The organism is Streptomyces sp. NPDC054783, assembly GCF_053611725.1.
The window spans coordinates 63490-77293 of the sequence record NZ_JBSHAY010000003.1 but is presented as its reverse complement, the minus strand read 5'-3'; the positions used below and the strand labels follow the sequence as shown (position 1 = coordinate 77293).

General features: G+C 73.0%; 12 protein-coding genes. All 12 read left to right on the top strand.

Features of this window, described 5'->3' with window-relative positions; translation table 11 throughout:
* Positions 1-57: 57 nt before the first annotated feature.
* The 12 genes from ACWGJ5_RS07285 to ACWGJ5_RS07230 all read left to right on the top strand — a co-directional run bounded on the left by ACWGJ5_RS07285 (position 58) and on the right by ACWGJ5_RS07230 (position 13795).
* On the top strand, positions 58-1512 hold the full coding sequence (locus ACWGJ5_RS07285) for an MFS transporter (protein WP_453308790.1): 1455 nt from the start codon (positions 58-60) through the stop codon (positions 1510-1512).
* 80 nt (positions 1513-1592) lie between these two features.
* Complete coding sequence (locus ACWGJ5_RS07280) at positions 1593-2006, top strand: DUF3151 domain-containing protein (protein WP_453308789.1); 414 nt, start codon at positions 1593-1595, stop codon at positions 2004-2006.
* A gap of 159 nt (positions 2007-2165) precedes the next feature.
* A complete protein-coding gene (locus ACWGJ5_RS07275) occupies positions 2166-3014 on the top strand; it encodes a tryptophan 2,3-dioxygenase family protein (protein WP_453308788.1) in 849 nt (282 codons plus the stop codon).
* A complete protein-coding gene (kynU, locus tag ACWGJ5_RS07270; protein WP_453308787.1) occupies positions 3007-4191 on the top strand; it encodes a kynureninase in 1185 nt (394 codons plus the stop codon). The genes ACWGJ5_RS07275 and kynU overlap by 8 nt, the downstream gene beginning before the upstream one ends.
* A gap of 256 nt (positions 4192-4447) precedes the next feature.
* Positions 4448-5332, top strand: a complete 885-nt coding sequence (locus tag ACWGJ5_RS07265) for an alpha/beta hydrolase (protein WP_453308786.1) — start codon at positions 4448-4450, stop codon at positions 5330-5332.
* 279 nt (positions 5333-5611) lie between these two features.
* The gene (locus ACWGJ5_RS07260; protein ID WP_453308785.1) at positions 5612-6847 is read left to right on the top strand and encodes an alpha/beta hydrolase; all 1236 of its coding nucleotides are present in this window, start codon (positions 5612-5614) and stop codon (positions 6845-6847) included.
* A complete protein-coding gene (locus ACWGJ5_RS07255; RefSeq protein ID WP_453308784.1) occupies positions 6840-8168 on the top strand; it encodes an acyltransferase family protein in 1329 nt (442 codons plus the stop codon). Before ACWGJ5_RS07260 ends, ACWGJ5_RS07255 begins: the two co-directional genes overlap by 8 nt.
* Positions 8161-9678, top strand: coding sequence for a sensor histidine kinase (locus tag ACWGJ5_RS07250; RefSeq protein WP_453308783.1), 1518 nt, complete (start codon positions 8161-8163; stop codon positions 9676-9678). Before ACWGJ5_RS07255 ends, ACWGJ5_RS07250 begins: the two co-directional genes overlap by 8 nt.
* Complete coding sequence (locus ACWGJ5_RS07245) at positions 9675-10355, top strand: response regulator (RefSeq protein WP_453308782.1); 681 nt, start codon at positions 9675-9677, stop codon at positions 10353-10355. Before ACWGJ5_RS07250 ends, ACWGJ5_RS07245 begins: the two co-directional genes overlap by 4 nt.
* Before the next feature lie 97 nt (positions 10356-10452).
* A complete protein-coding gene (locus ACWGJ5_RS07240; protein WP_453308781.1) occupies positions 10453-11790 on the top strand; it encodes a sensor histidine kinase in 1338 nt (445 codons plus the stop codon).
* Positions 11787-12452, top strand: coding sequence for a response regulator (locus tag ACWGJ5_RS07235; protein WP_453308780.1), 666 nt, complete (start codon positions 11787-11789; stop codon positions 12450-12452). The genes ACWGJ5_RS07240 and ACWGJ5_RS07235 overlap by 4 nt, the downstream gene beginning before the upstream one ends.
* Positions 12453-12571: 119 nt before the next feature.
* Positions 12572-13795, top strand: a complete 1224-nt coding sequence (locus ACWGJ5_RS07230) for a cytochrome P450 (RefSeq protein ID WP_453308779.1) — start codon at positions 12572-12574, stop codon at positions 13793-13795.
* Positions 13796-13804 lie beyond the last annotated feature (9 nt).

The following is a 13804-nucleotide window of genomic DNA, read 5'->3' as shown; positions in this document are numbered from 1 at the left end:
ATCCGCAAGGGGCCCGGCGGCTGTTCTCGGTCGCCGGGCCGCTGTATACCTGGGGACGTGCCCGACGTCCGGCTGGCCTCGCCCCAGGGCAAGGGGATCCTGCTCACCACGGTCCTCGGCTCCAGCATGGCCCTGCTGGACTCGACCGTCGTCAACGTGGCGCTCCCGCGCATCGGCGAGGACCTGGGCGCGAGCCTGGCCGCCCTGCAATGGACGGTCAACGCGTACATGGTCACGCTGGCCGGGCTGATCCTGCTGGGCGGCTCGCTGGGCGACCACTACGGCCGGCGGAAGATCTTCGTGCTGGGGGTGGTGTGGTTCGCCGCCGCGTCCCTGCTGTGCGGCCTGTCGCCGAACCCGCCGGTGCTGATCGCCGCTCGTGCCCTGCAGGGCATCGGCGGTGCGCTCCTGACCCCCGGCTCCCTGGCGATCATCCAGGCGTCCTTCCACCGCGACGACCGCAGCCGGGCCGTCGGCCTGTGGTCCGGCTTCGGCGGGATCGGCGCGGCTGTCGGCCCGTTCCTGGGCGGCTGGCTGGTGGCCGGCCCCGGCTGGCGCTGGGTGTTCCTGCTGAACGTCCCGCTGGCGCTGCTGTGCGTGCCGGTGGCGCTGCGGCACGTCCCGGAGTCGAGGGACAGCGGACAGCACGGCCGCTTCGACGTCCTCGGCGCGGCCCTCGGCGCCCTGGCCCTGGCCCTGGTGACGTACGCGCTGATCGAGGCGCGGGCGGGCGGTCTGGCGGTGGCCCTGACCGGGGCGGCGGGTGTGCTCGCGGCGGTGGCCTTCGTCCACGTCGAACGGCACCGCCCGGACCCGATGCTCCCGCCGGACATCTTCGCCTCGCGCCAGTTCACGGCAGTCAACCTGGTCACCCTGTGCGTCTATGCGGCGTTCGGTGGCTTTTTCTTCCTCACCGCGCTGCAGCTCCAGGTGGTGGCGGGCTACTCACCGCTGCAGGCCGGCGCAGCCTTGCTGCCGACGACGGCCCTGATGCTCCTCTTCTCCGCCCGCTCCGGCGCCCTGGCCGACCGTACCGGCCCGCGCCTTCCGCTCACGGTCGGTCCCCTGCTCTGCGCGGCGGCGATGCTGCTGATGCTGCGGGTGGGCAAGGGCGCCGACTATCTCACCGACGTGCTTCCGGCCCTGCTGGTCATGGGCGCGGGCATGGTGACTCTCGTAGCCCCTCTGACGGCGACGGTGCTCGCCTCGGTCGACAGCGCGCGTGCGGGCCTGGCGAGCGGCATCAACAACGCGGCGGCGAGGGCGGCGGGCCTGATCGCGGTCGCCGCGCTGCCGCTGCTGGCGGGGATGGGGCCGGAGGCGTACCGGGTCCCGTCGGCCTTCGACGCGGCGTTCAACCGTGCGATGCCGATCTGTGCGGGGGTGCTGGTGGCCGGATCCCTGCTGGCCTTCACCATGGTCCGCCGCCCGCCCCCCGACTGCCGCCACCCGGAATGCCACGTACACGGCTGCGTGACGGCGCCGCCGTTGGAGGGGGAGCGGCGTACCTAGCCGGCGCGCTCGTGGTGCGGGGCGGCACGGGGCACATGCCACCAGCACGGGAAACCGTGGGGTGAGCCAGACTGGACCCCATGACGATTCACCAGAACCTCCTCGGCGGTCCGCCCCCCACCCACCTCCCCGACGAGCCCGAGCCCCGCGAACAGCTCGCGGCCGGCATCGCTCCCGCGGACGTCGCCGCCAAGTACCCGACCTCCTCTCTCGCCTGGGCCCAGCTGGCCGACGAGGCGTTCGAGCGCGGCGCGGTCGTGGAGTCGTACGCCTATGCCCGCACGGGCTACCACCGCGGCCTCGACGCCCTGCGCCGCAGCGGCTGGAAGGGGCACGGGCCGGTCCCCTGGGAGCACGAGCCGAACCGCGGCTTCCTGCGCGCCCTGCACGCCCTCGCCCGCGCCGCCCAGGCGATCGGCGAGCAGGAGGAGTACGAGCGCTGCACGCAGTTCCTGAACGACTCCTCGCCCACGGCGGCCCAGAGCCTCGGCTAGCCCGGCCGGAGCGACGGCAGTGACCGGTGTGGCCCGTCTGGCAGCGGACGGGCCTTGCCGGATCCGGGTCGATTGCGGAGGATGCCGGTGGGGACCGGGGCCCCCGTGCCGGCATCGGCAGGGGCGGACCGCTACCCGGAGCTACAACAGGAGACAGCGATGTCCCAACCGGCTCAGCAGTCCTTGGAGACTCAGGAGCCCGAGACTCCGCATCTCGATTTCGCGGGCACGACGCCGTACGAGGACTACGTCAGGGCGGACGTGCTCACCCACCTCCAGCACACCCTCTCCGACGATCCCGGAGAGATGGTCTTCCTGGTCACGACCCAGGTCATGGAGCTGTGGTTCACCGTCGTCGTCCATGAGTGGGAGACCGCGGCGGCCGCCGTGCGCGGCGACGACGTACCGACCGCGATCGCCGCGCTGAAGCGTTCCGTACGGGAACTGGAGGCCCTCAACGCCTCCTGGACGCCCCTCGGCCAGCTCACCCCGGCGCAGTTCAACTCGTACCGCTCCGCCCTCGGCGAGGGCTCCGGCTTCCAGTCGGCGATGTACCGCCGCATGGAGTTCCTGCTCGGCGAGAAGTCCGCGTCCATGCTCGTACCGCACCGCGGCGCCCCCCGCGCGCACGCGGAGCTGGAGAAGGCGCTGCACGAGCCGAGCCTGTACGACGAGGTGCTGCGGCTGCTGGCCCGGCGCGGGCATCCGGTCCCCGCGTCCGTCCTGCGCCGTGACGTGTCCCAGCGCTACGAGCCCTCCGACGGGGTCGAGCGGGCCTGGGCGGCGATCTACTCCGGCGACCAGGACGCCGAACTCGCCCGGCTGGGCGAGGCGTTGACCGACGTGGCCGAACTGGTCTGGCGCTGGCGCAACGACCACCTGGTGGCCACCCGCCGAGCCATGGGGGCCAAGCCCGGCACGGGCGGCTCGGCCGGCGTGGCCTGGCTGGAGAAGCGTGCCCGCAAGAACGTGTTCCCGGAGCTTTGGACGGCGAGGTCCCATGTCTGAACTCGCCCTGGAGGCAGAGAAGCTGGACGCGGCCGACGAGCTCGCCCCGCTGCGTTCCCGCTTCGTCCTCGATGACGTGGTCTACCTGGACGGCAACTCGCTCGGCGCGCTCCCCACGGGTGTCCCGGACCGCGTGGCCGACGTGGTGCGCCGGCAGTGGGGCGAACTGCGCATCCGCTCCTGGGAGGAGAGCGGCTGGTGGACCGCGCCGGAACGGATCGGCGACCGGATCGCCCCGCTGGTCGGCGCGGCGGCCGGGCAGATCGTCGTGGGCGACTCCACAAGTGTCAACGTGTTCAAGGCACTTGTGGCCGCCGTACGGATGGCGGGCGAGGACCGAACCGAGATCCTGGTCGACGCCACCACCTTCCCCACGGACGGCTACATCGCCGAGTCGGCGGCCCGCCTGACCGGCCGCACGCTGCGCGCGGTGACGCCGGCGGAGGTGCCTGGGGAGTTGGGCGACCGTACGGCGGCGGTGCTGCTGAACCACGTCGACTACCGCACGGGACGCCTGCACGACCTGCCGTCCCTCACCTCGGCGATCCACGCCGCGGGCGCCCTCGCGGTCTGGGACCTGTGCCACAGCGCGGGCGCGCTGGAGGTGGGCCTGGACGAGCACGGGGTCGACCTGGCGGTCGGCTGCACCTACAAGTACCTGAACGGCGGCCCGGGCTCCCCGGCGTACCTGTACGTCCGCAAGGAGCTCCAGCCCCGCTTCGACTCCCCGCTGCCCGGCTGGAACTCGCACACCGACCCCTTCGGCATGAGCCCGTCGTACGCCCCGGCGCCGGGCGCCCTGCGTGGCCGCGTGGGCACCCCGGACATCCTGTCGATGCTGGCCCTGGAAGCGGCCCTGGACGTCTGGGACGACGTGTCCGTCTCCGCCGTCCGCGCCAAGTCCCTCGCGCTGACGGACTTCTTCCTGCGGTGCGTGCGGGCGTACACCGGGCCGGGGCGCGTGGAGTCCGTGACCCCGGAACGCCCCGAGGAGCGCGGCAGCCAGGTCGCCCTGCGCTGTGACGACGCGGGTGAGGTGATGAAACGCCTGATCGCCCGGGGCGTCGTGGGCGACTTCCGCCACCCCGACATCCTCCGCTTCGGCTTCACCCCGCTCTACGTCGGCTTCGGCGAGACCGAGCGGGCGGCGCGGATCCTGGGCGAGGAGCTGGCGTAGGGGAGGCGTGGACCAGGCATAGGCGAGGCGTGGGCGAGGGGCCGAGGGCCGGTCTGGGAGGGGGTATCCCGCTCAGACCCGGCCCTGGCCTTTCCCTACAGAACCGTTTATTCCTCACCCTGCGTGACATCCCCATGTCCCCGCACGTCACCGGCCTGATACCGTCCCGCCAACGGCGAACGGGAATCCCCCACCTGGTCCGCCACCCCTTGGTCCGCCAGACGCCAAACAGGTTCCGTCGCTGAGAGGTTGGAGCATGCCGGACGACGCCGCAGGAGCCCGCGCCGCCGCCGAAGAGGAGTCGGCCTTCTCGCACCCCCCGGTCGACCCCGACGTCACGTCCGCTTACGGCAGCCACCCCGACCAGGTGATCGACTTCTACGCTCCCCGGACCGCCCCGGACGCCCCGGCCCCCCTGGTGGTGGTCCTGCACGGAGGTGCCTGGCGCGCCCGCTACGACCGCCGCCACATCACCCCCTTCGCGGACTATCTGGCCCGCCGGGGCTTCGCCGTGGCCAACGTCGAGTACCGCCGCGGCGGTGACCCGCTCACCGAGGAGACCGGCGACACCACCCCTCCGGCCGGCCGCTGGCCCGACACCTTCGACGACATCGCGGCCGCGCTGGACGCGCTGCCCGCCCTGGTACGGGAGGCGCTCCCGCAGGCCGACCGCGGCCGTACGGTGCTGACGGGCCACTCGGCCGGCGGCCACCTCGCCCTGTGGGCCGCCGCCCGCCACGTCCTGCCCGCGGACGCGCCCTGGCGCATCGACGAGCCCGCCCCGCTGCGTGGTGTCGTCGCCCTCGCGCCGATCGCGGACTTCGAGGTGGCGGAGAAGCTGGACGTCTGCGGCAACGCGAGCCTGCAACTCCTCGGCGGCCACGACACCTTCGCCGAGCGCCGCCCCTGCGCCGACCCGGTTCTGCTCCTCCCGACGGGCATCGCGACGACGCTGGTCCAGGGCTGTACGGACCTGGTGGTGCCCCAGGCGGTGGCCGAGTCCTACGCGGCCGCGGCGGCGAAGGCCGGCGAGGTGGTGGGCCTGACGCTGCTGGAGGACGTCGGCCACTTCCCCCTCATCGACCCGGCGGCGGACGCGTGTGCGGTGGTCGCGGAGGAGATCGCACAACTGGCCTGGTGACAGGGGGCGTTCGATGCGTGGGCCGATTCATGGGGTCGATTCGTAGGGCCGACTCGTGGGGCCGACTCGTAGGGCTGACTCCTGGGGCCGACTCGTGGGGCCGACTCGTGGGGCCGACTCGTGGGGCCGACCCCTGCGGGTCCGCCCCGGTGATACCCGTAATACCTGAGAGCTACCTCGCAGAACGGCTCCCTGGCGGGACGCCGACGACACGCCCCGATCCATAACTTCCTTCTCGGACAAGCCCGATGGCCGGGCAATCTGAAAGGAAGCCCGCCCATGGGGCACACCCGACGCACCACACCCTCAAACCCACCGACGAACACACCGTCCGGCTCCGCGGCCGGGGTACGGGCGACGGGCACGGACCCCTCCTCCACGGAGCGGCAGCTGCTCACGGTCATGGACTCCCTGCCCGCGGTCATGGACTCCGTGCCCACGGTCATGGACTCCGTGCCCACCGACCCGCAGCCGCCGACGGCGATTCCGCACCGGACGACGGAACTGTCACGGGTGGTGCGGGTGGGGACCCGAATCCCGCCGAAGCCACCGCGCACCCGCACTCAAAAATGGCGCCGCGCCCTCCTCGCCACCCTCCTCACCGCAGCCATAGCCGTCCCCCTCTCCGGCGCCGCCCGCCGTCAGATTCCGGCCCCGGCCCCCGCTGCCCTCCCCAAGCTCACGGCGACCACCCTCCAGTCGGCCTACGCGGCCAACCGTGCCAACGCCACCCGCGCCGCCGACATGGCCGCCGCACACGGCGACACCCACCGCGCCGCCGCCGACCGCACCCTGGCCGCCCCGTCCCGCCACCTCCTCACCTTCGACGGCCGAGGCGCCGGCCGGGCCACGGAGGTGCTCGGCGACCTCGCCCACGCCGACCACATCGCCGTCCTGGTCCCCGGCTCGGACACCTCCCTGGACACCTACGCCCGCTTCCACAAGGCGGCCTCGGCCCTGTACACGGACCTCACCCAGCGCGCCCCGCGAGGCACCCGCACCGCGGTCGTCGCCTGGCTCGGCTACGAGACACCGGCCACCGTCAGCACCACGGTGACCACGACCACCCGAGCCGAGGAAGCCGGCCCCCGCCTGCGCGCCTTCGTACGCGACCTGCGCACCGCGACCCCACCGCAGGCGCACCTCTCCCTGCTGTGCCACTCCTACGGAACGGCCGTCTGCGGCCGAGCCGCCCATGGCCTGGACGCCGACGACATCGCCCTCGTCGGCAGCCCCGGCACCGGCGCGGACTCCGTCGGGGCCCTGCACACCCGCGCAAGAGTGTGGGCGGCCCGCGGCAGCGAGGACTGGATCGCGAATGTGCCGCACGTCAGCGCCACCTTCTTCGGCACCACCGTCGGTCTGGGCGCCGACCCGGTCTCCCGAGCCTTCGGCGCCCGGGTCTTCGACGCGGGCGACGCCGACCACAGCGGCTACTTCACCCCGGGCTCGGCGGCCCTCGCCAACCTCGCCCGGATCACCCTCGGCGAGACCTCGGAGGTGCCCCATGCCTGACCCGACCGCACCCCACACCCCCCACCGCACCACTGATCCCAGCCCCCCGGCCGAGGGCCACCCGCACCCGACGACGAAACCGTCACGGGCGGTGCCGGTGGGAACCCGGATCCCGTCGAAGGCGCCCCACACCACCAGCCCCCTCCATGCCCTGCGCCGATCCGCCCGCCACCTCGACACCCTCACCCCCGCCTCCCGGGACCGAGCCGTCGACGCCCTCCGGGCGACAGCGATCCTCGGGGTCGTCCTGGGCCACTGGCTGGTGACGGCACTCGTGGCCAAGGACGGCGGACTGCACACCACGAGCCCGCTGCAGCACATGCCCTGGCTGGCCCCGATCTCCTGGCTGTTCCAGACCCTGGCCGTGTTCTTCCTGGTCGGCGGTCATGTGGCAACCCGAAGCCTCGCCACCGCCCGCGACAGAGGCGAGACCTACGGCTCCTGGCTGCGCGCCCGCCTGACCCGCCTCCTCCGCCCGGTGGCCGCACTCCTGTGCCTGTGGGCGGTGGCCGCCACGGCCCTCCTCCTCACCGGCACCCCTCTCGCCACGATCGAGGCCCTGCTCAAGCTGGCCCTGTCACCGCTGTGGTTCCTGCTGGTCTTCGCCGGGCTGACGGCCGCCACCCCGCTCCTCACCCGCCTCAACCCGCTCTGGCCCCTGGCCGTCGTCCTGCACGTGGACCTGCTCCGCTTCGGCCTGCACACCGGCCCGTCCTGGCTCGGCTGGCTGAACCTCCCGGCGGGCTGGCTGGTCCCGTACACCCTGGGCGCGGCGTGGACGCGGGGCGAGCTGGACACCCGCCGCGCGGCCCGGGTCCTGTTCCTCGGCGGTACGGCCGCCACGGCCGTCCTCGTCGGCTGCGCCGGATACCCGGCGTCCATGGTCGGCGTCCCCGGCGCGCGGATCTCCAACCTCGACCCCCCGACCCTGGCGGCCGTCACCTTCGGCCTGGCCCAGTGCGGGCTCGCCCTCCTCCTTCGCGACCGGCTCCGCCGTGCGATGGCCCGCCCGCTGCTCTGGGCGGCGGTGGCCCTGGTCAACCTCTCCGCGATGACGATCTACCTGTGGCACCAGACGGCCATGATGGCCACGACGGCCACGGGCCTCCTCGCCGGCCGGCTGCCCGGACTGCACACCTCACCCGACTCGTTGGGCTGGGTGCCGTACCGCCTCGCCTGGCTTCCGGTCTTCACCCTGACCCTCGCCCTGTGCCTGACGGCCTTCCGCCACCACGAACAGGGTCCCCGCCGCCCCCGAAACCGCAGGTCCCATGTGGTCCGCCACCATCTGCCCCCAGCAAAGAACCCGCGCAATGCCTAGTGTTGACTCCGTGAAGCCCGCGGCCGCCGACGGTGAGAACGCCCCCCAGGGGCCATCCGCACCCGACCACGCACCCGCGACCGCCGGTGCACTCACCCCCAGGACCCGCCGGCGCAGACTGCGTACCTGGCTCGGCGAGAACCCCACGCCGAACTCACCCCCCTTCTCCCGGCACCGCTGGGTCCGCCTCCTCACCTACCTGCTCACCTTCTACCTCGCCCTGGGCATCGCCCTCGGCGGCGGCGAGGAGCTGGCCAACAGCCACGGCTTCACTCCGGCCGTGGCGTACTTCAGCACGTTCCTCCAGGCCGCCGCCGTCGTCCTGGCCCTGTGGCGCCCGGTACCCGCCTGGGCCGTGTCCCTGACCGGCGCCGTCGCCACCGCGCTGCTCGCCCGCCAGCAGCTGGCGACACCGGGACTCAGGCCGCCCGGCCCCAACTGGCCCTGGACCACACCCGTCCTGCTGGCCCACATGGCCGTACTGCTGCTCCTGGCCCTGCGCGTCCGGCTCCGCGGGACGGTCGCCGCGCTTGTCACGACCGCCCTGGTGACCGCCGTGGTGGAGGGCGGCTTGGGAGCCGTGCGCTACTCCCCGACAGGCGTCGTCGCCGTCGGCCTGTTCGCGATCGCCGCCGCCATCGGCGGGGCCCTGCGCAGCCGCAGCGAGGCCCGCACCGAACTGGTCCAGCAGACGACGATCACCGCCGAGGAGCGGGCCCGGCGCACGCTCCTGGAGGAGCGCAGCCGTATCGCCCGCGAGCTGCACGACGTGGTCGCGCACCACATGTCGGTGATCTCGATCCAGGCCCAGGTGGCCCCGCACCTGGTGGAGAGCCCCTCCGAGGAGCTGAAGGAGAACCTCGCCGGCATCCGCAACAACGCCCTGGAGGCCCTGACCGAGCTGCGTCGGGTCCTCGGCGTGCTGCGGTCGGAGGGCCCGGACGACCCCGAGGCCGTCGAGGAGACCCACCGGCTGTCCGCCCCCGGCACCGGCCCGGCCCCCGACGCCCCGCAGCCGAATCTCGCCCGTCTGGACGCCCTGCTGGAGAACACCAGGGCGGCCGGCCTGGACGTGGTCAAGTCGGTCGAGGGCGAGCCCCGCGGCTATCCGCCGGGCGTGGAGCTGTCGGCGTACCGGATCGTCCAGGAGGCCCTGAGCAACGTGCTGCGGCACGCCCCGGGCGCGAAGGCCGACGTGGTGGTCGTCCACCACGCCGACGGGCTGTGCCTGGACATCACCAACTCCCGGCCCAGCCGGCCCGCCCCGCCGTCCCCGGGCAGCGGTCACGGTCTGCTCGGCATGCGGGAGCGGGCGGCGATGCTGGGCGGGCACGTCGTCGCGACGGGGGAGCAGGAAGGCGGCTTCCGGGTGAGCGCGTTCCTCCCGCGTGACGGTACCCCGGTCCCGACCGACCTCGCCCTGCCCGCCGCGTTGCGGAGGCAGCTGCCATCCGGCTCCACCCCCGATCCGTACCCGCCCGAGCCCCCGACAGGAGAACAGGACACATGACGAGCGGCGCCGGTCCCATCCGCGTACTCATCGCCGACGACCAGCAGATGGTCCGGCAGGGTCTCGGCGTGCTGCTCGGCGCCCAGCCCGGCATCGAGGTGGTCGGGCAGGCGGTGGACGGTCTGGACGCGATCGTGCAGACCGCCGAACTGACCCCGGACCTGGTGCTGATGGACATCCGGATGCCCGAGCTCGGCGGCATCGAGGCGACCCGCCGGATCACCGCCGAGCATCCCGCCGTCAAGGTGCTGGTGCTGACCACGTTCGACCTGGACGAGTACGTGTACGAGGCGCTGCGGGCCGGGGCCTCCGGCTTTCTGCTGAAGGACGCCTCCGCGGACAAGCTGGCCGAGGCGGTCCGGGTCGTGGCCGCGGGCGACGCCCTGCTCGCGCCCGGCATCACCCGCCGTCTCATCGCCGAGTTCTCCCGTCTGGACGGCAGCCGCCGCGCCCCGCTCAAGCAGCGCGTCGGCGACCTCACCGAGCGGGAGACGGAGGTGCTGGCGCTGATCGCGCAGGGCCTGTCGAACGCGGAGATCGCCGAGCGGCTGGTCGTGGCCGAGCAGACCGTGAAGACGCATGTGGGCCGGATCCTGGTGAAGCTGGGCCTGCGCGACCGCACCCAGGCGGCGGTCTTCGCCTACGAGTCCGGCGTGGTTCGCCCCGGTGGACGGTGACACCCGCAAGGGGCGACCCGTAGTACCTGAGGGGGATGTGCGAGAACCCGCCTCCAAGGTGACGACCGCGCCCCCGGCCCCGCCTACCGTTTTCCTCGTGACCGAGACGACGCACACGCAGACGACACCGCCCGGCCCGGCCGGCCGGCCGCGCAGCCCGGAGTTCCGGCTCGCCGCGGACGCCCTGCGCGGCCTGCGGCAGGACCTGTTCGACGACGCCTTCGCCTATCGCCCGCTGCCCCGCCTGAGCACCGACGGCCCGCGCACCCGTCGTCTGTCCGGCGTGGGCCGGCTGCCGCACGCGGTGGTGGCCGCGCTGGGCGTGATGGCGTTCTCCCTGGCCATGGCGAGCTCCGACTCCGGGCCGGCCGCCCTGCTGTGCGGGCTGCTGGCCCTGGCGCCGGTCCTGCTGACGCTGGCGCGTCCGGTGGGGGCCTTCTGGTTCTCGCTGGGCGCGAGCACGGTCGCCGCCGTGATCGGCCGGGGCGACGGGAGCGACTGGCCCTGGCTGCCGGGCAGCTTCCTGTCCCACCTGGTGGTGCTCACGGTCGTCGCGCTGCGCACCCGCCCGCGCACCGCGGCCTCGATGTGGGTGATGACCGCGGTCTACGGCTTCGTCGCCGGAGGCCTCTTCGGCTGGCGCCGCTACGACACGAACGTGCCCCCGATGCTGCTCGTGTCGGCCCTGATCCTGCTGGCCGTCTCGCTCCGGCACATCCGCCGTCAGGCCCAGCAGGAGGTGACCGCCCAGCAGACGGTCACCGAGCACGAACGCTCCCGCCGCACCCTCCTGGAGGAGCGCACGACGATCGCCCGTGAGCTGCACGACGTGGTCGCCCATCACATGTCGGTGGTCGCCATCCAGGCGGAGGCCGCGCCCTACCGGGTGGAGAACCCGCCGGAGGAGCTGGAGAAGGCGTTCGCCACCATCCGGGAGAACGCGGTGGCGGCCCTGACCGAGCTGCGCCGGGTCCTCGGGGTCGTACGCGCGGAGGACTACGAGGCGCCGGACGCCCCCCAGCCGACCCTGGCCGATCTCGACGGGCTGCTGGCCAATGTGCGGGAGGCCGGCCTGACGGTGGACAAGGCGGTGACCGGAGCGGTGCGTGAACTGCCGCAGGGCGTGGAGCTGTCGGCGTACCGAATAGTGCAGGAGGCCCTGAGCAACACCCTGCGGCACGCGCCGGGAGCGAGCGCCCGCGTGGAGATCGGCTATGTTCTCGGCGGCCTGGGCCTGCGCATACTCAACACCCCGCCGCCCGCGCCGCACCTCGTGAAGCCCTCGCCGGGCGCGGGGCACGGCATCACGGGTATGCGGGAGCGCGTGTCGATGCTGAACGGCGAGATGACGGCGGACCCTTCGCAGGACGGGGGCTACGAGGTGACGGTGTTCCTGCCGGTGCCGGCGGTCACCGCGAGTGAAGGGGACGCATGACCATCCGCGTACTGATCGCGGACGACCAGATGATGGTCCGCGAGGGCTTCTCCGTCCTGCTGAACGCGATGCCGGACATCGAGGTCGTCGGCGAGGCCGTCAACGGAAGGGAGGCGGTGGACCGGGTTCGTGAACTCGCCCCGGACGTCGTCCTGATGGACATCCGCATGCCGGAGCTGAACGGCATCGAGGCCACCCGGGAGATCGTGGCGGCGGACGCGACCGCGAAGGTGCTGGTCCTGACGACCTTCGACCTGGACGAGTACGTGTACCAGGCGCTGCGCGCGGGAGCCTCCGGTTTCCTGCTGAAGGACGCCTCGGCCCGCCAGCTGGCGGACGCCGTGCGCGTGGTGGCCGCGGGCGAGGCCCTCCTGGCTCCCTCGGTCACCAAACGCCTGCTCACCGAGTTCTCCCGCCTCTCGGACCCCCCGCGCCTGGTCCCGTCGGGCCAAGCGGCCTACGGCGAACTCACCGAGCGGGAGACGGAGGTCCTGATCCTGATCGCCCAGGGCCTGTCCAACGCGGAGATCGCCGAGCGCCTGGTGGTGGCCGAGTCGACGATCAAGACCCACGTGAGCCGCATCCTGGTCAAACTGGGCCTCAGAGACCGCACCCAGGCAGCGGTGTTCGCGTACGAGGCACGCCTGGTGACACCGGGCTGACGGCGCCCGAGCAGGCAGGACCGGAAACACCAAGGCCATGGATCTCCTGCTCGACCCGCCACACGGAGTCGCGCCGCTCCCCCTGGTCAGACCTCGGCCCGGCGCGTTAGCGTCCCCGCATGGCTGGCACCACCGACCTGACCTTCGACCCCTGGGACCCGGCGTTCGTGGCCGACCCGTACCCGGCCTACGCGGAGCTGCGGGCGCGGGGCCGGGTGATCCGGTACGAGCCGACCGACCAGTGGCTGGTGCCGCACCACGCGGATGTCTCGGCGCTGCTGCGGGACCGGCGGCTGGGGCGGACGTATCAGCACCGGTTCTCGCACGAGGAGTTCGGGCGGACGTCGCCCCCGCCGGAGCACGAGCCCTTCCACACCCTCAACGACCACGGGATGCTCGACCTGGAGCCGCCGGACCACACCCGGATCCGGCGCCTGGTGTCGAAGGCGTTCACACCGCGCACGGTCGAACGTCTGAAGCCGTATGTGCACGGTTTGGCGAACGACCTGGTGGCGGGGCTGGTCCACAACGGCGGCGGTGACCTGCTGACCGACGTCGCGGAGCCGCTGCCGGTGGCCGTGATCGCCGAGATGCTCGGCATCCCCGAGGCGGACCGCGCCCAGCTCCGCCCCTGGTCGGCGGCCATCTGCGGGATGTACGAGCTGACCCCGTCGGAGGAGACGGCCGCGCAGGCGGTCGGGGCCTCGGTGGAGTTCTCGGAGTATCTGCGGATGCTGATCGCGGCGCGTCGCAAGGAGCCGGGCGAGGATCTCGTCTCCGGCCTGATCGCGGCGCACGACGAGGACGACGACCGGCTGACCGAGCAGGAGATGATCTCCACGGCGGTCCTGCTGCTCAACGCGGGTCACGAGGCCACGGTCAACGCCACGGTGAACGGCTGGTGGGCGCTGTTCCGCAACCCCGGACAGCTGGCCGCCCTGCGCGCCGACCACTCCCTGGTCCCGTCCGCGATCGAGGAGCTGATGCGCTACGACACCCCGCTCCAGCTCTTCGAACGCTGGGTGCTGGACGACATCGAGATCGACGGCACGACCGTCCCGAGGGGCTCGGAGATCGCGATGCTCTTCGGCTCCGCCAACCACGACCCGGCCGTCTTCGCCGACCCCGGCCGACTGGACCTGACCCGCACCGACAACCCGCACATCTCCTTCAGCGCCGGCATCCACTACTGCATCGGCGCCCCGCTGGCCCGCATCGAGCTGGCCGCCTCGATGACGGCCCTCCTCCGGCAGGCCCCCACGCTGGCCCTGGCGGCGGAGCCGCGGCGCAAGCCGAACTTCGTGATCCGGGGGCTGGAGGGGCTGAGCGTCGAGGTGGGTTGACCTCTCGTT